This is a genomic window from Singulisphaera acidiphila DSM 18658 (genome assembly GCF_000242455.2).
Taxonomy (GTDB): Bacteria; Planctomycetota; Planctomycetia; order Isosphaerales; family Isosphaeraceae; genus Singulisphaera; species Singulisphaera acidiphila.
The window spans coordinates 3,943,676-3,964,408 of the sequence record NC_019892.1 but is presented as its reverse complement, the minus strand read 5'-3'; the positions used below and the strand labels follow the sequence as shown (position 1 = coordinate 3,964,408).

Genomic DNA, 20,733 nt, shown 5'->3' with positions numbered 1-20,733 from the left:
GCCACGATCCAAGGGCAACCAGACTACCACAACGGTCCGCCCGCGCGATAGGATTGGGCGGGCGTGGGCAAAGGGTGAGTTGCCAGGCCAAAGCGGAACGGTTCGGGGTGGCCCACTTCAAAGGGTAAACCGGTCTCGGGTCCATTCCGAAAGAGCAATACGCTGATGGGTCAATTGCCGCCGAGTGGGCTTGCGGAATACGTTCGACGCTGGGGCGTTTTGACGATCGTCCTGATTGCGGTGCTGGTGCGGCTTGCGGTGATCGTGCCTTCCTTTGGCAAGCTGGACGACCCCGATCGTTACCTGGTCGTGGCGCGGTCGCTCGCCGATGGGGAAGGGTTCGCCGTGAATGGGCTGCCCACGGCCTATCGCCCGCCGCTCTATCCGCTCCTCTTATCGGTCCTGATCACGATGCTGGGCGAGGATCGTCTCGCCTGGGGGGTTGCGGGGCTGCATCTGGTCGCAGGGGCGGGGACGGTGGTTTTGACGGCCGTTGCGGCAAGGCGCTGGGGGCTGCCCCCGGGGCGTCTACTCCTGGCTGCGGCGATCGTGGCGTTCGACCCGGTTCTGGTCGCGCAAAGCCGTGCGGTTATGACCGAAACTCTGGCCGCGTTTCTGGTTGCTGCGACCCTGGCGGCTCTGGCCGAGGGGCACGCACGGGGGGCGTTCTGGGGCGGAATCGGCTTTGGTCTGGCGTCACTCTGCCGCCCGAGCCTCTTGCCGGCCGCTGGCCTGGTCGTTTTTGCCGCGCTGGCGACCGGCCCTGGAACCGCCTGGGTTCGGCTTCGTCGCGCGAGCCTCGTGGCGGTCGCGACCGTGATGCTGCTCGTCCCTTGGGCGTGGCGAAACGCCTGGGTTTTTGGGGAGTCAGTCTGGACGACGACTCACGGCGGTTGGACCCTGGCCCTGGCAAATAACCCCGTCTATTACGCCGAGGTGCTTGATGGTCCGCCGGGGGCGGTCTGGTCGGGCGCGAACCAGAAAAGGTGGTTCGACGAGACGGTTCACGAGGTTGAGGGACTGTCGCAACCCAGGGCCGATCGGAAGATCCGGACGATGGCGCTGCGGTTCATTCGCGATCATCCCCGCGATTTCGTGCGCGCCTCGGTGGCCCGCCTGGAGCGGTTCTGGGGATTTGCGCCCGCCGGTGCGGTCTATTCTCGAGCGATTCGAGGGGTGACGTTGCTCTGGACGGTCCCGCTCTGGATCGCACTGGCGCTGGGTTTGACGACGCGCCGGGATCTCTGGCGCTGGCCTGGTGTCGCCGCTCCCGCTGTGGTTTTGGCGCTGACGGCGGTCCATTCGATCTACTGGACCGACATGAGGATGAGAGCGCCCATCGTACCTGCGATTGCCTTGATCGCGGTCGGGGCGCAAACCTCCCTTCTTTCGGTGTCACGCCTCCGCGAAATCCACGCGAGTCGAAGCGTGAATTGACCGATCGGAAAAAAATTCAAATTCCTCGCGGATTCTAGCTGTTCAAACCGAGAAGAAACGTTAGGCTTATGACAGCCGCTCTCGGCGGGTTCCCTTTAGTTAGCCGTTTCGGGTGCTAGCCTCGCCAGAACGCTCATTTCGCAGAGGTAAGACAGTGGCCAAGAAGCTCTACGTCGGCAATCTCACGTACGACACCACGGAAGACAACCTGGTGGAATTGTTCAGCGAGTATGGCGAGGTTCTCTCAGCGCAGATCATCATCGATCGTGACACGAACCGCTCGAAGGGTTTCGGGTTCGTGGAAATGGCCGATGGCGCTGACGAAGCGGCCAACGCCCTGAACGGTCAGGACTTCCGGGGTCGGAACCTGACGGTCAACGAAGCGCGTCCTCGTGAGGATCGCGGCGGTGGTGGTGGCGGTCGCGGCGGCTACGGCGGCGGCGGCAGCGGTGGTGGTGGTGGTCGCGGTGGCTACGGTGGCGGCGGCGGTGGCCGTGGCGGCTACGGTGGCGGCGGCGGCGGTGGTTACGGCGGTGGCGGTGGTGGTGGTTACGGCGGTGGTGGTGGCGGTCGCGGCCGCTATTGATCCGAACTCGAATCTCAAAGGGCGCGGCGGTTCTAACCCAGCCGATTCGATCCGCCGCTTCTTCGGGATTCGAGCCGTTTTGATGCCGATGTCTTGACCACTCTACCTCACTTGCGTTTCTTCACAGGCCGGCCGGCTACGGTCGGCCTTCGTCGTTTCCTGGGCCAGCTTCCCTGAGTGAGGGTTCTCCAACCGGTTCAGGGAGTCACGCTCATGCCTCCGTGGAAAAAGTTACGCGGTCGTTCTTCCCCATTGACTGACCCACGCTCACTGGGCAGTTCCCTTCTCTTTCACATCATCCTGTTCGTCGTGGCATCGTTGGCGGCCTTGAGTATTGCGGTTCCCGCAGCGCCCGAACGGTCGCAGGCACTCCGGGGGGAACTCGACTCGGTCGACAACCGCGCTTCCAAGGATGGGGGAGGCGGGCCGGGCGAACTGGGCGGCGAGGGGTTGATTGAAGTCCTCCCTGCGGCGAACGGTTCAACTCCGCGTGGCGAGGGCCTCGACCCGGCGGCCGATGCGCTCCTGGCCGAAATTCTGCCGACGGCCGCCTCGACTGATGCCGCTCAGCGCGCCTTGCCCGGCCCGCAGACTTCGGGCTTGGGGGTCTTGCCTGGCCCCGGGATCGGTGGTGGTGGCGGTTCGGGCGGGGGATCGAATGGGGGTGTCGGTCGGGGGGTAGGCCCCGGCACCGAATTCTTCGGCGCCCGCGAACACGCCGGCTCATTCACCTATGTGATCGACTGCTCGGGAAGCATGGCGACCCGGAACGCACTCGACGTCGCCAAACGCGAGCTCCTGGCGAGCCTGGGACAGCTTCCGAGCGATGCGACCTTCGGCGTGGTCTTCTACAACCTGCACGCCACGACCCTGGCGGATTTGCAAGGACGCCGTGGTTTGATGGCGGCGACGGCGGTGAACAAGAGCCGGGTCCGTTCACAACTCGATGCGATCGTTCCCGATGGCGGCACCGATCACATGGTCGCCCTCCGCGAAGCGCTCGGGCGGCATCCCGAGGTCATCTTCTTCTTGACCGATGCCGATTTGATGACCAACTCGGATGTCGCCGAGATCCTCGCCGAGGCTGGCAAGACTCGTATCCAGGCCATTGAATTCGGACGTGGGCCGGAAGTGGGGGGCTCGGGACCTCTGAAAAAACTCGCGACGTCGACGGGAGGTTCCTACCGTTACCTCGATGTTACGAGCTTCCCCAGGCGGTAATCTCGAAGGTCGCTTGGGGCCGTGCTGCCCGATCAAAACCGAGTGAAACCCTGGAAGCCGCCGTACTCAGTGTCTGTCTCGGAAGGTCAGGCTTCACCGAGAGATATTCACCGAGAGATGAAGGACTTTGGGTGCCACGGGTTCCGTACTCGGACCCCGTGCGCCCCAGGCCAAGGCATTCCCACATGGGTTCCGAGTACGGACCGCATGGCACCCGGAAGATCCGCAAAAACTCCGGTGCGATTCACCTTCTGGGACAGACCCTCATCCGACGCGATCGGTTCTTGCGCGGGCTCTCCACGCGTCTCCCACGCCTTGATTCGGGTTGACCCCCCTGAAGTTCTCCCCTACCATCCCGGCGCGGGGGAGGGCCTTCCTTTCCCTTCCGAATGAGACGTTTTTCGCTCGATTCGGTCGTCGCGGCGGATTCGGGAGCGGCTCGCAAGCTTCTTCCTCGATTGTCGCGGCGTTCTCGTCCAGCGGTGCCACTGGTTACCAGTCTAGTCTCGTTCGGATTTGTTCCCTTTTGTCCTTGCGCGGAATGTGACCCCATGCGCACTGCGATCGCATTCGCGGCGGCCCTCACGATCCTGGTGGCCGCCGTCTGGCTGACGGTTGAGACCAGGCGCAATCGCTTGGTCTGGGATCACTTCGATGTTGTCAAGCGGGGCATCCTCTACCGTAGCGGACAGCTCAATACGGACCAGCTTCAGGCCGCCGTCAAACGCTACGGGATCAAGACGGTCGTCAACTTCCAGCTCCCTGGCAAGCACGTCGATTCCGAGCGTGAACTTGCGCGGCGGATGGGCATCGACTTTATGAACTTGCCGATGCCGGGAGACGGGTCGGGCCAGGAGTTCCAGTTCCGGGAAGTTCTCAAGGCCTGCGACGATCCGGAGCGGCGACCGGTCCTGATCCACTGCGCCCGGGGCACCTGCCGGACAGGGGCTGCCACGGCCCTTTATCGGTTCGAACGCGACGGTTGGACGGTCGAGGATGTGGTGGCCGAGATGAAGCGGCAGACCTATCGGGAAGGTTGGCTTCCGGGCTATGTCTTCGGCATGGTTCGCAATCGTCCGGGCCAGGAGATTTTCCAGCCGGCGGTGGCGTTGGATCGCAACCTCCCGAGTGGTGACGCAAAGAAGGAGACGACCAATGTCCGTTGAACCTGTCGTCGATGTTCCCGCCAAGGATGAGCGGAGCCTTCAGCAACGACAGGCGACGGAGCTCTGGACCTGGGCGTTCGTGCTGGCGATGGCGGCGGGGTTCATCCTGATTGGAGGAGGCCGCCAGGACCTTGGTCCGATCGAGGCGCGGCTGGGCCTTGCGGCCGGTGAGGCCTTCGGCCCGTTGGGTCTTGCTTTCGGCGGCTGGGAGCCGAGCCTCTGGCCTGGCGAGGTCATTCCGAGCATCCTCTGGGGGTGGGGCGAAGAGGGACGGATCACGTCCGCCTCGGTGCGCTGGCCTGCGGCGATCGCGGGCTTGCTGGCGGGCCTGATCCTCACCCGCCGCGTGATGGCGACGTTGGGGATGCGTGCGGCCATTCTGACGATGCTTTGCTGGTCCGGCTCGGTCGCTCTGATGGACCGCTCGGCGGGCACTGGGCTCGCCATGATCTCGGGGCTGGCCGTGGTGGCGACCCTCGACCGGATCTTGGGGCGTGGCTCGGGTTGGGTCGCCGGTGTTTGGGCCGCGTTGGCCTTCCTGGCCGGTGGCTGGCCCCCGCTCGCCTTGATTGGGCTCGCGACCATCGTGCTGGGACGGCGGGGGGCGGGCCTGAGCACCGGTCTGCTCGTCCCTCCGATTGTGGCGGCCGTCGCCTGGTCGGTCTGGGCCTTGAACGTGATGTCGGCCGAGGCTTGGGCCGCTGCGCTGACGCTCCCGTTGACCCAGAAGTCGGCCTGGTTTCTGCCCGTCACGGTCTTCGCCCTGGGCTTGCCCTGGAGTCCGTTCGCGGCCCTGGTGGCGAGTCGCTCGGTCCGTGACGGCTGGTCGGAGCCGGGACGTCTCCTCGTCATGGGCTGGCTACAAGTCGCGGCCGCGTGCGTTCTGGCGGGGACCGTGGTGCCTGGTCTGGCCTCGGCTGCTGGGCTGCCGGCGCTCGCCGGCTTCGCTGTGGTCGCCGCTGCAAGCGCTGATCGGCTCTGGAGCGGCACTGTTTCCGCCGTCACGCGGCGACGTGCCTTGGGGCTCTCGGCCACGATCGCCATGCTCTGGGTCATCCCGATCGTCGTGGGGGGGATCTACCTGGGGAGTGCTGTGTCTTACTATCGGGGGCTCGCGATCCTTTTGGTCGTCCTGACCGTGCCGATCGTGGCGCTCTGCTACCGGGCGGTCGCCCTGTCCGACCTGCGCCGCGCGCTCGTCATGGTGGCCCTGGTGGCTGTCTGTCTCAAGTTCGCCCACATGGGCTATTACGCCCCCGAATGGAATTATCGCCGGAGCCAGGGGCCTTGGGGCCGGGCCATTGGCCAGTGGGTTCCTCCGAATTGGCCCGTCTATATCACCCACGCTTGGTCGCCCGACCTCGCATTTTCCATCGGCCGGCCCGTTCGGCAACTTGCCTCTCCGAAGCTCCTTGCGTTTCTGAAAGACAAGCCCACGAATCACGTTCTCCTCCTCGCTTCCGAGTTCGAGAACTGGCCGGACGATGCGCCCGCCCTGGTGAAGGTGGCTTCGTTCCAGGATGAGTATGACGGGACACGGGTCCTTGCCCGAACCGCCGGGGATTTTTCCTGGCGAATCGCACGGGAGATTCCGGCGGAATAGGCGATTTGTGAAGTGTTTGGAGGTTTGAGGTGCTAAGGGGCTGCTTGCCCGGGCTTGGCCTATCCCTCTCGTCCGAATCCTTCGTTGTGACCGATGCTTTGCTCGAGAAGATTCCGGTTCTTACCGGAATCTTCTTTTTTTTGGGAGGAATGCAGAGATCGAAGTCACCGGACGAGGATTGCGGCGTATGTTTCTGGTGCACAGCACGCGCAGCGTGATATCATGCAAGCGGATTCGCGAAGCGGAGCCCTCATTCTCGTCTTGCCGGGAGGCCTACATCGGATAGAAAATCAAAAGATAAAGCGACCCGAATCGTTCTGTGAGGGGCTAACTTAGAGATCAAAAAGAGAGAGGGTTCACCACAATGCTTGGTAAATTGAAAGATATGTTCGGGTCAATGAAGCCAAGCGGGGCGAGTCAATCGGGCGGAGCCACGCGCCGATCCCGGGTGAACCTTCAGCGTCGATTCACCTTGGTTGCGTTGACCGGGCAAGGAAGCATGTCGCGCGTCCATCGCGCGGTGGATAATCAGACCGGTCGGGTCGTCTGCTTGAAGATCCAGATTCCCGAGAAGAACGAGGCCGCCGCAGCGCGCTCGGCGAAAACGACGCGGCCGCCTGAGGGGGAGATCAGCAGCCAGGTGATCCATCCCCACGTGGTCAAGACGTTCGACTACGGGCAGTCGACGAAGGGCGAACACTTCCTCTCCATGGAATTCATCGAGGGGGTTAGCCTGCGGTACGTGCGCGAGTCGCACTCGGCCAACCTTGGGGAGAAGCTCGAATTGCTCGCCCAGGCGGCCGAGGGTTTGGCCGCCGTTCACGCTCATGGCTTCATCCACCACGACATTGGCCCGCAGAACTTCCTGGTCGACCGCGACCAGCGGGTGAAGCTGATCGACTTTGGACTGGCGGTCCCGAATACGCCCTTGTTCAATCGACCGGGCAATCGGACCGGCACGCTCCAATACATGGCCCCCGAGCTGATTCGACGCGAGGCGACCGACGAACGCCTCGACATTTTTTCGTTCGGGGCCTTGGCCTTCGAGCTTCTGACCGATCGGCTCCCCTACGACGCTGGTCACAACAACTCGATGGCGATGCTGCTCCAACGGATTAATACCGACCCGCTCGACCCGGCGGTCGCCAACCCGCGGCTCCCGTCCGAACTGACCGACCTGATGCGCAAGCTGATCGCCCGCCGGAAAGCGGATCGCTGGCCGTCAATGGCTAACCTCGCCGAAGCCTTCCGATCGATCACTGTCGGGGCTGCTGTCTGAGGACAAGGCCGGCCTATCCGGATTCACCCTGGCGGTCCGGCCCAGTGGCTCCTCCCTCCAAAAGGGGGGAGTCACAATGACGGGAAGAGGCCGCTCAGGCGATCAAGCCCGGCGTGTGGCGCGCACGACGCGCGGGTGGTTGGCGTGGTCGCGAATGGTTGGTGCCAGGATGAGATCAGGCTGAGCGGCGATCAAGTCACGCACGGCCTTCTCCTGGTCCGAGCCGATTTCCAGGATCAGGTGTCCGCCTGGTTTCAGCAGGGAGACGGCTTCGGCGATCAACGGGGCGACGACACGGAGGCCGTCCGCTCCGCCATCGAGGGCGGTATGCGGTTCGTAGAGGCGCACCCCCGGCTCGAGGGTCGGGATCACGTCGGTCGGGATGTAGGGCGGGTTCGACAGAATGACGTCGAACGGTCCCTCGTTGGCGACCGGCCCGAGGCGGTCTCCCTGGCGGAACTCAATGCGATCCGCCAGGCCGAGTTTCTTGGCGTTCGCTTCGGCGATGGCGAGTGCCTCGGGGCTGAGGTCGATGGCCACGAACCGGGCCGTTTTGTGCTGATGGACGCAAGCCAGGGCGAGGCAGCCCGAGCCGGTCCCCACGTCGACGGCCCGAGGCGCATCGAGCGTTTTGGTGAGGTTGAGGAACTCCACGACCACGAACTCGGAGTCGGGGCGGGGAATCAGCACGGCGGGCGAGACGGCCATCGACAGCGAGTAGAATTCCTTGCGGCCGACCAGGTAGGCCACCGGCATCCCCTCGGCGCGGCGGCGGACGAGGTCGCGAAACTCGGCGCGCGGCTGATCTCCGACCACTTTCTCGAAATCGGTGTAGAGCTTGACCCGTTCCCAGGTCAGGACGTTGGCGAGAAGGACCTCGGCGTCGAGCCGAGGACTCTCGGCCCCTTTGCGTTTCAGGAAGTCGGAGGTCCAGGTCAGGAGCCGTCCCACCGTCCAACTCTCGTTGGAGTCGGGAGGGGGTGTCGGTGCCGGCACCGGCTCTGGGGCGCCTGCCATGGAACGAGTTCGCGACGCATCCGTGTCTCTGGGCATCGTGAGTTATACCTCGCCGAGCTGCTCGCGGCGGTCATGGTCGATCAGGGCCGTGGTCAGCGGGGCGAGCTCGCCTTGCATCACACGATCGAGGTTGTGCATGGTCAGGCCGATGCGGTGGTCGGTCACGCGATTCTGAGGAAAGTTGTAAGTTCGGATCCGTTGCGACCGATCTCCCGAGCCGATCAAGGTCCGCCTCGCCTCGGCGCGTTCGGAACGAGCCTTCTCCTCGACCTGGTCGTAGAGTCGGCTGCGAAGGATTCGCATCGCCTTCGCTTTATTCTTGTGTTGGCTCCGTTCGTCGCGGCAGTTGACGACGATCCCGCTCGGCAGGTGCGTGATCCGCACACCACTCTCGGTCTTGTTCTGGTGCTGGCCGCCCGGCCCCCCCGCCCGCATCACGTCGATTTGCAGGTCTTCCGTCCGGATGACGATCTCCACTTCCTCGGGCTCGGGCAAGATGGCCACGGTCGCGGCTGAAGTGTGAATGCGCCCCTGCGTTTCGGTGACCGGGACCCGCTGCACCCGATGCCCGCCGCTCTCGAACTGGAGGTAGCGGAACGCCCCCTCCCCCGTGATGCTGAACGAGACCTCGCGATAACCGCCGAGCTCGGTGGTTACCATGTCGAGGGGTTCAAACGTCCATCGCATCTGGTCGGCGAACCGCTGGTACATCTCCCGCAAGTCACGGGCAAACAAGGCCGCCTCGTCTCCACCGGCCCCCGCGCGAATTTCGACGATCAGGCCGGGGCGGTCCACGCCTGCCTGCTTATCGTAGATCAGGTCGCGAAGGGTTTCCCCTTGCTCGTTGTGACGAGTTCGGAGCGACTCGAGCTCGGCCTCGGCGTAGGCACGCATCTCGAAGTCCGGCTCAGCCGCGCAGAGCGCCTCCGCTTCGTGGATCTGCTTTCCGAGCTCCAGGTAACGGCCGTAAGGGAGGGCTACCTTGGCGAGGGCGCTCCGCTCTTTGGCCATCGCCGTCAGGCGCGAGACGTCGGAGGTCAGCGCGGGATCAAGGAGCGCGGCTTCCAGCTCGAGGAAACGGAGGTAGTCGGACTGCAACTTGTCGAACACTCAGGACCTCGCAGAATCAAGCGGCTTGGCGGCCGGAAGAAAGGCGCGTCGGCGGCGGTCCATTGGCGATCCGAAAAAAAAGAAGAAGGCTTCGATTCGACCCGGCACTGGGCGATGCTCATGCCCAAGGTCCGGGAAGAGCCGACTCACTCAACGACCGACGGCCCGACGAGGCAGCATCTTGGGTAAGTGCCGCCCGGCGGGCCGTATACCTTCGAGAGTCAAGGGCTCGGAGTTAGGCCTTGGCAGTCGCCTCGACCGCGGCCGCTTCCTTCTTGGCCTTGCCGTAAGTTCCCTGGAACTTCTTATTGAACTTGTCGACCCGGCCCGCTGCGTCGACGAACTTCACCGAGCCCGTGTAGTACGGGTGGCACTTCGAGCAGACTTCGACCGCAATCTTGGGCTTGGTGCTTCGCGTCTTGAACGAGTTGCCGCAGCCACAGGTCACGTCGCACTCTTGGTAGTTCGGATGAATGCTGTCTTTCATGATTTGATCCAATTCTATTCTGGCTCCACCCAACTGGGGTGGATCGTCTCGCCACTCAAGAAAACCAACCGGGGCTGCCGCCCAGTTCGACCCAGCGATTGTAGCAAATCGGACGATCGTGGGCGAGGAGGGAACTTTTCCTTTTTTTTTCTCGCTCACTTCTCGGCCGGTTCGCTCTTCTCGTCTTTCGGAAGCGGCTTCCCGTCGAGTAGCGTCATCACGTCCTTCTCAACCTCTTCGTAGGTGAATTGGTGGTTGGGGTCATCCATGGTGTACCGCTTCACTTCCTTGCCGTCGGGACCATAGATGAATACGGCCGGGATTGCACCGATGTTCAGTTTTTCGTTGCCGACCCCCTGCTCCTCGTCGAGCAGGTAATTGGCAAAGACCGCTTTCTTGGCGGTGAGAAACTCGATCGCATCCTTGACCTGCTTCGGCTCGGTAGGGTCGTCAAACGAAAGCGAGGCGACCGAAAGGCCCTTGTCGGCGAACTTTGCGTTCATCTCGACCAGGTGCGGGAAGTTTTCCTTGCAAGGAAGGCACCACGACGCCCAAACGTCGACCAAGGTGAACTTTGCGTCCTTGTTCGCGACCCGCTTGAGAAACTCGTCGAATTTGATTGGTTCGAGCTTGGCTGCTCCCTCCGTGGTCGTCACCTCAACCTTGGCCGTGGCCTCGGCCGGTGAAGTGGCCGCCTCTTCCGTAGGCGATACGATCGCGGCAGCCGGTGTCGTCTCCGGCTCTTTCGACGAATCTGTAGTTTGCGCGACAGGGGCGGTTTCGGTAGGAGCCGTCGCCGGTGCCGGCGCGGAGTGGGATTCGGGGGCGGTCGTGACGTTCGGGTCTGCTGCCTCGCCGCAACCTGTGAGAGCCAGTGCGAGGATCAAGAAAGGGCGGCTGGACACACGAAGGATTGAGGTCATGATGGTTCCCTCCCAATCAAAATGGAGATATTACGGGGAGTGGAGAGGCCTTCCGCTCGCAATAGCGGTGCGGAACGATTCGATTCCAAAAGGTTGGGATTGATTGGTTCGTGGGGAGGTCGTCGACAGTGAGCAGGCAGGTTGGAAGCGGTCGAGCCATTGAGTGCCGACGAGAGAGCCGTCGCCGATGGGATGGATCGGCGACGGCCAAGCTTGGGGCGGCCTACGAAGGGCCTACGACGTCACTTGTGAAGGGATCGAGATCACTTCTTGTCTTTGTACCCGATGCCGCAGCCACGGGCCCGAGTTTCGGCGACTTCAACCGTCTCACCGTTCTTGATCGATTCGATCGCGTTACGGACGTACTTGTGCTCGACCTTGGCCTCGGTCTGGTTGTCGTCCAGGGCACCGGTGTAGCGGATGGTCCGGTTTTTGTCGAGGACGAAGAACTGCGGGGTCACGGACGCGCCGTAAGCCTTGCCAATGCTTTGGCTGGCGTCGTAGCCGTAGGTGAAGTTGTAGCTCTTATCCTTGACCCGCTCCTTGATGCCGGGGAGACGGTCGGACTCAATGTCGTTGACGCAGACGGCGACAACCTTGACACCCTTGCCCTTGTAGTCGTTGGCGAGATCGATGACGCGGTCTTCGTAGGCCGTGACGGCGGGGCAATGGTTGGCGAGGAAAACGACAACGACCACGTCTTCTTTGATGTCGCTCAGGTTCAGGGTCGTCTCTTTATCGCCCGTGACGGCGGGAATGCCTGAGAAGGCCGGGGCCGCGTCGCCGGGGGCGACGGCCGAGTTGTGCTTACCAGCGCCCGCGAAAACCGGGCTCGCGACGAGGGTCAGGGCAGCCAGGCTCAAGAACATCTTGCGCATCGGTGCGAACTCCTCAAATGGGAAGGATGAACCGAGTCGAGCTCTCGACGTGAAAGGCCGCTCACGGTTCCGAGCAGATTCCTCAAAGGGCCCTATCCATCCCAAGGGGCCCCTTTTGCCGCCGAGTGTGGTGTGTGACCCCCGACCTCAAGAAAAACCGAGGGTCCCGCAGTGCTAAGAGCGTTGAATAATGGTGGCATGATCCCCTCTTTTTTTGAGACGTGCTCACCATTTTCGTTCCCGATTATAAGAGGCCGATCGGTCGAGTCAACGGCCTTGGGATGATGCCAAGGTGTGTGATGGTCGACGTCAAGCCCGGTGGCCCGCCCAGAGCACGGCGTTGCCGATCACCTTGCGGATCGAGGGATGCACCAGGACCGGGAAGGCGTCGTGACCGGGGCGAAGATAGACGACCCGCCCCTTGTCGATCGTCCAGGTGAGGCCGCTCCGCATCGTTTCGCCTTGGTCCCAGGTCGAGACCAGGACGACCGTCTCGGGCGTGGGAACCTTGAACGGCTCGGCGAACATGTCCGTCTTGGCGAGGGTGAACGGGGCGATGCCTTGCGCAATCGGGTGATCGGGCGTCTTTATGCTAATGTGCTCAGGTTGACCATCTTCGCGCCATCGCCCTGGTTCGCACGAGGTCCCCATCAGCTCCCGGAACGGCTTGCTGGCGCAGGCCGCGTGGAGCGCGACGAACCCGAGTTGCCCTGCGGTGACGCGCCGGACGATGGCCTCGACGCGGTCGCGCGGGACGTCGTCATGGCGGAGGCGGCCCCACCAGACGAGCACGTCGGTGTTGTCGAGTGTTTTATCATCGAGGCCGGAGCCGGGATCGCCCAGGCGGGCGCGCACGACGTTCACGCCGTCGCGACGACCGAGATACTTGGCCAGGGCGCCGTCGATGTCGTCGGGGTAGACCGACTTCTTCGCGGTTCCTTCGCACCAGACGCAGACCCGCAAGGGGACTTCCGCCGCAGGCGGAGCCGCCTGGAGCCGATTGGAATGACGTTCGCTCAGGAAACCGAGGGCCGACACCCCTGCCCAGGCCGTTCTGCGCACAAACGAACGACGATCGACCTGCATCTCGTGAACTCTCCTTGCAAACGCGTCGCGTCCAGAACAGTCTCGGGCGGGCCGATTTCATCGCACGGTAGGCTTGACCCCTTGGCAAGGTCAAGTCAAGGGAAGTAGAGATTCGGCAGGGTTGTCATGCTAACCTGTTGACCGGCGACGATGCAAGAGCGTGGTCGCCCAGCGCTATTGACATGTTGACAGGATCAACGGCCGGACTGTCCGTGGAGTCGGAACGCCAGCGGAAGCAACACGCCTAGAGTGGTCGTGCCCGCCCCATCGACTGCGACCGGGGTCTCGGGGCCGGCGAATTCGGCGAGGACCTGGCGACAGGCACCACAAGGCATTCGCAGGTTTGATTCTGCATCAGTGGGTGCATTGACGCATGCCAAGGCCAGCGCGTCGATGGTCCGCTCACCTGCGATGATGGCGGCGAAGATGGCCGTGCGCTCGGCGCAGAGGGTCAATCCGAAGGAGGCGTTCTCGATGTTGGCGCCGGTAAAAATTCGGCTTCCCGCGAGCACGGCCGCTCCCACGGGGAACTTCGAGTAAGGACAATAGGCCGACTGGCTCGCAGCGCGGGCGGCCTTCAGGAGCTCATCCAGCGGGACGGCCATATCATGTGCTCGGCTTGAGGTCCGAGTGACGATCCACGCCGTGCCCGAACGTTGCCGGGCGCGGCGTGGAGCTTGGGATGACGACTTTCACTGAGGCTTGGCTTAGTGACCGCCGAACTTCACGTCCTGGATGTCGTCTTCAGGCGAATGCGGGATGAAGTGCCAGGAGATTTCGGTGGCCACGATCTGGAGGAACTTGGTCCGGAACGCGGCTTTGCTGGCCCCTGCACTTTCGGGGATCGGCCCGCGCACCGGGAAGACGGTGTCCTTGTAGGCGTCGTAGATATTCTGCGACTCCTTGGGCTGGTCGAGGATCGGCTTTCCCTTGCTGTTCTTGGGATGAGCCAGCTCGAACGCCTGAATGTGGGTTTTCGAGTTTCCTTCGAGCAGTCCGGGGCTGGTCGGGCTGGAGACCTGGAAGGACTCGATCTCGAGGAAGATCACGATGTCGGCCTCGAAGGCCTTGGCCGCTTCGGTCGGGTCGGTCCAGTCCGGATGCCCTTCCATCCAGGCCCAGGTCTTGTCGATGTCGACCAGATTGATCTTTTTAACCTTCTCCCGGAAGATCTTGCCGATTTCCCGGGCGACCTGGCGATCGAGCGACTGGAAGTCGGTCTGAGTCCCGGCCAGCGCATGGGCCAGGATGACGACTTTCTTCCCCTTGAGCTCGGTTTTGCACGGGGGAGGAATTGTGGGCTCGAACGGCTGAAGGAAATAGAGCACAGTTCGTGGATCGCAGCCGGCCAGGGCCAGAAGCCCCGCGGTAGCGATCACGAGTGTGGCAGCGGCGCGTCGCGTCCTTGCGTGCGGCCGAGGGGTCTTCATAACACCCTCCCTAAGAACAGGCGAAGTGTCCAGAACAATAGGCTCAAGGCCACGGTGGCCACGACGAGGCCGATGAGGGGCTGTTCCAGCGTCCGGAACCCGAGCGGCCGCCCCAGGGCCGCACAGGCAACCAGCCAGGGAATCAAGGCGACGCAAGCGGGGGCCAACAGGCTCCCCGCGGGATTGGCCCGCCAGGATCGGTCGAACCGTCCCCGAGCAAACCAAGCAAACGCCGTCGTCATCCCGCAGGTCGGACAGGGGTGGCCTGTGACCACCGAAAACGCGCAGGGGGGGAGGCCGAGTTGAGTGTGCGTACCGAAGCCGCGAACATCGGGCTCCAGCCAACGCGCGATCAGCAAGACCACCGCCAGCCCTATCGCTAAAACAACAAGGGCGCATCGGGTTGGCCGTCCCAACCGAGATCGCTCAGGCTGCGGATTCATGGTGTGCCGATCGGACGAGATGACATGATCCGAAGCGTACGCACGGGTCGAAACCCCAGACACATGACAGGTCGCGTTAACTTACCGGAGGCCTCGATTTGAGGCAAGAGCAACCGGGTTCCCGACCGAAAGAAGAGAGAATCCGCTTTCGCCACACTGGCCTCCTCTGCCTCGGCTAGAGTTGCTCGACCCAGGCCTCGGCCTCGAGCGTGCAACTCTGCATGCGACGCTCCACCTCCTGGCGGCAGGCCTCAATGGTCTCGCGATCGGCGTCGGGGGGCACGTGGACCGCCTCCGGGATCACGCAGGCGGCCGGTCGGTACGGCCGCGGGACCGCAAAACGATCCCAGCTCTTCGCCCGCCAAGGTTCGCGGAAGGCCATCCCGACCCCCACGATCGGCAGGCCGGTTCGGCTTGCGAGGTACGCCAACCCTTGATGGACGTGCCGTCGCGGTCCTTTGGGGCCGTCGGGGGTCACGCAGAGGTGGCCGCGATCGACCCGGCTCGTCATCTCGCGGAGGGCACGAGCACCGCCCCGTGTCGTCGATCCCCGGACCACGCCGAATCCGAGTCGCTTGACCACCTGCGTGATCAACTCGCCGTCGCGGTGGTCGCTGATCAGGATCTGCATCTCGGGCCAGGCCCAGAAGTAGGCCGGGAAGAGCATCACCTCATGAAAGAAGGCATAAATGTAGCGCTGGCCGGTTCGCCGCGCATATTCAGGGTTGAGCGTCGGGTCGGCGTACCGGAAGTGGAAGGGGCAGGTCCCCACCAGCCGGCGGACTGTCCACGCACCTGTGATGCCGATCGCACGGACCAAGAGCGGATGCTGAATTTTCATCGGCCCTCCCTGGCCTGATAGATAGATCACCCGGAATGGTCGACTCCTCAATGGCCCGATACCTTAGTCGTCTCGGCGATTTGCCGCCAGCGAGAAAGTTCGCGCCGTGACCTTCGTCTCAGGGGAGGCTCCCCGTCGCCAGAATTGTGAATGCGGAGGCATTGCTCTCGGTCCGATCGGTGAATTCGCGTGTTGGCCCCGCAATCGCGAGGGCTTCGATGGGGTGATAGGTGGTGGTGATGCGTGGATTCCGGGCGTGTCGTAAGCCCAGCAAGGCCAACGCGTCTTTCACGGCGCGATACGCGAACCAATAGCCGATCAGATTCGGGCCGGGCAAAGGGGCGAGTACCAAGGATAAAGGAGAGATGAGGACATTGAACCCCAACCAGGGAAGATGGCGGCGACGACAGCGTGCCATATAGCCGACCCAGAGGGACTGGGCCTCCTCGCCTGGCATCTCGGCCGGGTGATAGACCTCGATCGTTGAGGCCGTGCGTAGCCGGGCAAGCATCGACTCATCGTCCGGCATCCGACTGTGGAGGTAATCCCAGAAAGCGCGGGCCTTACCGGCCGGCCCGCGATCGGCATGCGACCATGCCGTTTTGAGACTCTGCGCCTTGCGCTCGATCCAGCCGCGAAATCCGTGATGGGGGGGATGATTCTCTCGAACAACCGACTTCTCGGCGTGGAAGACAGCCTTCCCCTCGGCGGTCAGGTGCAGTTGAATCTTCAATGTGCCCCCCTCGTCCGCACTTCGGGCGGTTCCTGCGAAATCCCGCTCCGAACGGCTCGTCCCGCTCTTCTTACGAAGGCGGGACGGAGGAGGTTCGCCAACCTCAAAATCATGCGACCAGAGCCGTCCTGAGACAACTCCTGCGAATCAGGTGCCCAAAACACTTTGCACGGGGGGCCGCTTGCCCGTGATTCAGAGGCTCGTTTTGGAAGCGGTGGCTCAGCCTTCCGTTGGTCCGTGTGCTATCCAAAGAATGTCAGTCACGATCCTTTTTGGTTAGCGGATCGTCACAAAATCATTATGGTTGAAGAGCACATGAACAAGACTTTCCCGCGCACGCTGTGCGGGGTCGGCGGCGGGTTTCACCGTGCTGGCGGGGCCCGAAGTGAACGGGTGGAGTCCTCCTTTATCCGCCAACCGGCCCGCCTGTTCGGTCAGGTAGTTTTCACAGGCGGCTCGCTCCTCGGGAACTGGAGCGCGGCCGAGCACGCGTTGGAAGGCCGTGGTTACAAACGCGGGGTTATCCGTGCCGGCCGGCACGGACTTGAGGTCGCGGGAGATCGAGGCCGCCAGGATCCGTGACTGCTCGAACGCGATCGGGCTGTTCGCCAACGCCAATGCCTGTTGCGGGACGACGCTTTCGGAGCGACGGTAGCAGGAGGTCGCGTTGGCGGAGTCGAACAGTTTCAAGAAGGTGACGCGCTTCTCCTTGGCATGTCGGAAGTAGAGGCTCCGACGCTTTGAGGCGAGATCCGTGTTCGGGTCGAGGTCGGGCCCGCCGAGTTTGTCTTCAAGGGTGCCGGCCGTGTGCAACAGGTTATCGCGAACCGCCTCGGCTTCCATCCGGCGCGGGTTCATTCGCCAGAGGGACCGGTTCTCCGGGTCTTGGGCCAGATTCGTGTCGCCTGGCCCTGCGGACGAGGATTGGCGGCGATAGGCCTGGCTCGTGACGATCAGGCGGTGGAGCTGTTTCATGCTCCAACCACTGTCCATGAACGAGGTTGCCAGCCAGTCCATGAGCGCGGGGTTCGCGGGGCCTTTGCCGTTGAGGCCGAAGTCGAACACGGTTTCGACCAGTGGCGTGCCGAAGTGCCGCAACCAGATGTGGTTGACAGCGACCCGTGCCGTGAGTGGATTTTCCTTCGAGGCCATCCAGTTCGCCAAGGCTAGCCGGCGTCCTGTGCTCGTCGAGGGATAGACCGTGCCGAGGCTCGCATAAACGGCGCTGCCGTTGTCGAGAGCGTCTTGGGCGGTGTCGAAGGCTTTGCGGGCCTCATCCCGTTGCTTGGCTGCCGAGGCGACGGCGGCCTGCTTGGCGGGAAGGTCGACCGACTTGAGCGTTCGTTCCGGCCCCTTCTCGTTGGGCGTCTTGCCCGGGCGAAACGAGGGGGAGACCGGTGAGGTCTGATTGGCACTGTCGAACGCCTGCTCTGCGGTGAGCAGGTCAAAGAGGGCCTTGGCGACGGCGGCCGTTCGCTCGGCTCGACCCGCCTCGAGAGCCAGGCTGGGGGCGTCGGCGGCAGGCGGGGTGGCGTGCTTGGCACGATCGGCGTTGATTTTTGCTTCGACGGCCGTGAGATTGGCGCGAGCCAGGATCACCGCCCGCGCCGCCAGGGCGGAGGCCGCCGCCGCTTTGTGGGACGCCTCCTGTGCGGGCTTCGGATCGCGAGCGATCGCTTCGAGTGCCGTCGTATCGACGAGGCTCCGATCCGCCTTGGCCAGGGCGGATCGTTGGGTGGCGACGTCGGCCTTGGCTTGGGCCAGCGTCTCTTCCTGAACAAACGGACGCGTTCCGGGATAATACGCCTGGGAGGGCAGGTTGACCGCCTCGACCGGGAATTTGCCTTGGCTGAGGACCCGAGGGAGGCCGGGATCGAGTGCCTTCTCCTTCACGGGCCGTTTCTCGTCGCCCCGCTCGAAGAGGAAGGTCGGTGTTTTGGGGTCCTTGTCGTAGACGCGAACCAGGCCGTCCTTGAGCGGGTCGGGCTGGCCGGCGATCCGATCGGTGCGGATCTCGTGGGGTTCGAAGAAGGCGCGGAACTTGTAATAGTCCTCGTGGGCAATCGGGTCGTACTTGTGGTCGTGGCACCGGGCGCAGTTGATGGTGAGGCCCAGGAAGGCTTTCGAGGTATGTTCGACGATGTTGTCGAGCCAGACGTTTCGGTTGAACTTGTACCAGTTTCGGACGAGGTAGCCGGTCGCGCGTAGGGCCTCGGGGTCGTCGGGCGCGGCCTCGTCGGCGGCGATCATCTCGACGACCATCCGGTCGTACCCTTTGTCTTTGTTGAGTGATTCGACGATCCAGTCGCGCCAGCGCCAGATGTGGGGTTGGCTCTCGCGAATCTCCGCGTTGTAGCCGTCCCAGTCACTATAACGCCAGACGTCCATCCAGTGCCGTCCCCAACGCTCGCCGTAGCGGGGGCTCGCCAGAAGGCGATCCACGACTTTCTCGTAGGCGTCGGCTGAGGGATCCTCAAGGTAGGTGTGGAGTTCGGCCGGGGTCGGAGCCAGGCCGGTCAGGTCGAGCGAGGCGCGGCGGATCAAGGTCTCCTTGTCGGCGAGCGGTCCGGGCACGACCCCTCGCTCCTTCTGCTGGGCGGCGAGGAAGGCGTCGATCGGGTTGCTCTTGAGGGGGATACCCTCCACCGCAGGGACTTCAGGCCGGGTCGGCCGCTGGAAGGACCAGTGCCGGCGCGGGTCTTCCGGCTCGGCTTCGGCCGTTGGGGACTCGGCTCCCTGGTCGATCCATGCCTTCAGGGCGGTGATCTCTTGGGCTGAGAGCGGCTCCCCCTCGGGGGGCATTCGCCAGCCATCCGCGCCGGTGACGGCTTCGATGAGGAGGCTCTCGGCACTCATGCCGGCGACGACGGCCGGTCCGCCGTCCCCCCCTTGCTTGATTCGCGCGGCCGTGTCGAGTCTGAGACCGCCCTTTGCCTTGAGTACCCCGTGGCAGGCCACGCACCGCTTGGCGAACAGAGGCTTGACCTCCCGGGCGTAATCGACGGATTCGGCCGCCGAGAGGATCCCAGACAGCGCGAGGCAGCCGAGCAAGGTCGCGAGCATCGTCTTCATTGGGATTCACCGCGGTACTAAAGAGGAAGGAGGTCCGCGAGGGTGCCGACGGCATGAAAATCGCGCACTCGAAACCCAGAGGATGGGTGAGGCCAGCGCGGGGTCGATCGCCGGGAACAATGACGATCCTAACCCATTCGGCCGACGGCTCCACAAGAAAATGTGCCGGCACCGCACTCACTCTTACGTAGGGACGTCACCGGCCAGATTTCTGCATGAGCCGGATTCTGATCTCCGCGATCGACTTCTCCAGCATGTCGGAGGGCCCGCCGTCGCGTTGCCTTTTCGGCCTTCTTCTTGCCTGGATTGTTCCGTCCTACATCGATTGAAGTCCGACTCCCGCCTTTTTTTTCAGCCCGATGGCTTGACAGGCCCTCTCCAACCTTGTTGGAATGAGCGCGAATGAAACTGAGACTCATTCTCAAAACAAGGGCATTGTTCCTCCCACCACCCCTTCTCTTTTTTTGGACGGCACGCGAGATGATTCGCCATCGTGCGTTCACTCTGATCGAGCTCCTTGTTGTGATCGCCATCATCGCCGTTCTGATTGCGCTGTTGCTGCCGGCGGTGCAATCGGCCCGTGAAGCGGCCCGACGCATTCAGTGCACGAATAACTTGAAGCAACTCGGGCTGGCGATGCACGGCTATCACGACATCAACAACTGCCTTCCGGGTGTGGCTGTCACCTCCACGGCCGGCCCTGTTGCTGGCCCCTACATGGCAGTCCTGCCGTTCATGGAGCAATCGAATCTGACCAGCGCGTACAACTTCAATGTCGCCTGGAACGCCCCGGTCAACTCGACCGTCGCGACGTCCCGCATTGCCGCCTACATCTGCCCCTCCAACCCTGACGCCTTCGAGAAGCCCACCAGCGGCTATTACGCAAGCGATTACACGGCCCTGCGGACTGCGATGAAGTGGGATCTGTGTAAGTCAATGTTCGAGATGGGGTCATACGTCGGGTTCAACGCGGCAACCGACGGACTCTCCAACACGATCATGCAGTATGAGTCGGCCGGGCGTGCCAACTGGTACGTCTTCAAGAAGAAGAACCCGACAAACCCCCCTTGGAATTACTACGGGACCGCGGACTGGGGCACGAAGATCGAGCCTTGGGCCGGCAACGTTGGCGGCGGCTGGATCTTCCCCACCGTCATCAGCCTTGACCAGGCCGGCGGCGCCCCCAACGTCGTCTGGTTCGTCGGATCGTCAGTCATGAACGTGAGCAACTGGTACGGCAATGCGTATTCGTTCCATCCCAGCGGCGTCAACGCCGGTATGGGCGACGGCTCGGTCCGGTTCGTGAAGCAGCAGACCTCCGTCGAGGTGCTCGGCGCACTCACCTCTCGCGACGGCGGCGAGATCCTCAGTTCCGACGCCTTCTGAGCCGAGCGACGGCGGATCGAAAGGGTAAATCAGTC

At 63.3% G+C, this 20,733-nt stretch carries 19 protein-coding genes; 7 read left to right on the top strand and 12 right to left on the bottom strand.

The features are described 5' to 3' along the window. Positions 1-165: 165 nt before the first annotated feature. The 6 genes from SINAC_RS15525 (at position 166) to SINAC_RS15500 (ending at position 7,292) form a co-directional block, all read left to right on the top strand. The gene (locus SINAC_RS15525) at positions 166-1,437 is read left to right on the top strand and encodes an ArnT family glycosyltransferase (RefSeq protein WP_015246586.1); all 1,272 of its coding nucleotides are present in this window, start codon (positions 166-168) and stop codon (positions 1,435-1,437) included. Between the two features lie 154 nt (positions 1,438-1,591). Continuing rightward, positions 1,592-2,023 (top strand): RNA recognition motif domain-containing protein, encoded by a 432-nt coding sequence (locus tag SINAC_RS41560; protein WP_015246585.1) that lies wholly within the window; start codon positions 1,592-1,594, stop codon positions 2,021-2,023. 213 nt (positions 2,024-2,236) lie between these two features. Then, a complete protein-coding gene (locus SINAC_RS15515; protein ID WP_015246584.1) occupies positions 2,237-3,244 on the top strand; it encodes a vWA domain-containing protein in 1,008 nt (335 codons plus the stop codon). 551 nt (positions 3,245-3,795) lie between these two features. After that, positions 3,796-4,410: a fused DSP-PTPase phosphatase/NAD kinase-like protein gene (locus tag SINAC_RS15510; protein ID WP_015246583.1), complete on the top strand. Its 615-nt coding sequence runs from the start codon at positions 3,796-3,798 to the stop codon at positions 4,408-4,410. Further along, entirely contained in the window at positions 4,400-6,013 is a 1,614-nt protein-coding gene (locus SINAC_RS15505) for a hypothetical protein (protein ID WP_015246582.1), read from the top strand. Before SINAC_RS15510 ends, SINAC_RS15505 begins: the two co-directional genes overlap by 11 nt. A 448-nt stretch (positions 6,014-6,461) precedes the next feature. Next, the gene (locus SINAC_RS15500) at positions 6,462-7,292 is read left to right on the top strand and encodes a serine/threonine-protein kinase (protein WP_237722515.1); all 831 of its coding nucleotides are present in this window, start codon (positions 6,462-6,464) and stop codon (positions 7,290-7,292) included. Between the two features lie 102 nt (positions 7,293-7,394). On the opposite strand, the gene prmC is transcribed toward SINAC_RS15500, so the two are convergent. From prmC to SINAC_RS15440, 12 genes are all read right to left on the bottom strand, one after another. Further along, a complete protein-coding gene (prmC, locus tag SINAC_RS15495) occupies positions 7,395-8,309 on the bottom strand; it encodes a peptide chain release factor N(5)-glutamine methyltransferase (RefSeq protein ID WP_044147151.1) in 915 nt (304 codons plus the stop codon). Between the two features lie 42 nt (positions 8,310-8,351). After that, entirely contained in the window at positions 8,352-9,419 is a 1,068-nt protein-coding gene (gene prfA / locus SINAC_RS15490; RefSeq protein WP_015246579.1) for a peptide chain release factor 1, read from the bottom strand. Between the two features lie 235 nt (positions 9,420-9,654). After that, on the bottom strand, positions 9,655-9,906 hold the full coding sequence (gene rpmE / locus SINAC_RS15485) for a 50S ribosomal protein L31 (protein ID WP_015246578.1): 252 nt from the start codon (positions 9,904-9,906) through the stop codon (positions 9,655-9,657). Between the two features lie 155 nt (positions 9,907-10,061). Further along, positions 10,062-10,829, bottom strand: a complete 768-nt coding sequence (locus tag SINAC_RS15480) for a TlpA disulfide reductase family protein (protein ID WP_015246577.1) — start codon at positions 10,827-10,829, stop codon at positions 10,062-10,064. 263 nt (positions 10,830-11,092) lie between these two features. After that, complete coding sequence (locus SINAC_RS15475; RefSeq protein WP_015246576.1) at positions 11,093-11,707, bottom strand: thioredoxin family protein; 615 nt, start codon at positions 11,705-11,707, stop codon at positions 11,093-11,095. Positions 11,708-12,016: 309 nt separating this feature from the next. After that, positions 12,017-12,793: a ThuA domain-containing protein gene (locus SINAC_RS15470; protein WP_015246575.1), complete on the bottom strand. Its 777-nt coding sequence runs from the start codon at positions 12,791-12,793 to the stop codon at positions 12,017-12,019. 194 nt (positions 12,794-12,987) lie between these two features. After that, a complete protein-coding gene (locus SINAC_RS15465) occupies positions 12,988-13,398 on the bottom strand; it encodes a cytidine deaminase (protein ID WP_015246574.1) in 411 nt (136 codons plus the stop codon). Between the two features lie 102 nt (positions 13,399-13,500). Then, entirely contained in the window at positions 13,501-14,223 is a 723-nt protein-coding gene (locus SINAC_RS15460; protein WP_015246573.1) for a hypothetical protein, read from the bottom strand. After that, entirely contained in the window at positions 14,220-14,588 is a 369-nt protein-coding gene (locus tag SINAC_RS15455; protein ID WP_015246572.1) for a DUF2752 domain-containing protein, read from the bottom strand. The genes SINAC_RS15460 and SINAC_RS15455 overlap by 4 nt, the downstream gene beginning before the upstream one ends. A 253-nt stretch (positions 14,589-14,841) precedes the next feature. After that, the gene (locus SINAC_RS15450; protein WP_015246571.1) at positions 14,842-15,507 is read right to left on the bottom strand and encodes a lysophospholipid acyltransferase family protein; all 666 of its coding nucleotides are present in this window, start codon (positions 15,505-15,507) and stop codon (positions 14,842-14,844) included. A gap of 118 nt (positions 15,508-15,625) precedes the next feature. Further along, the gene (locus tag SINAC_RS15445) at positions 15,626-16,240 is read right to left on the bottom strand and encodes a hypothetical protein (RefSeq protein WP_015246570.1); all 615 of its coding nucleotides are present in this window, start codon (positions 16,238-16,240) and stop codon (positions 15,626-15,628) included. 276 nt (positions 16,241-16,516) lie between these two features. Next, on the bottom strand, positions 16,517-19,312 hold the full coding sequence (locus tag SINAC_RS15440; RefSeq protein WP_015246569.1) for a PSD1 and planctomycete cytochrome C domain-containing protein: 2,796 nt from the start codon (positions 19,310-19,312) through the stop codon (positions 16,517-16,519). A gap of 480 nt (positions 19,313-19,792) precedes the next feature. Here SINAC_RS15440 and SINAC_RS15435 point away from each other — a divergent pair, with 480 nt between their 5' ends. Next, positions 19,793-20,698 (top strand): DUF1559 family PulG-like putative transporter, encoded by a 906-nt coding sequence (locus SINAC_RS15435; protein WP_237722516.1) that lies wholly within the window; start codon positions 19,793-19,795, stop codon positions 20,696-20,698. The last annotated feature ends 35 nt before the right edge of the window (positions 20,699-20,733 follow it).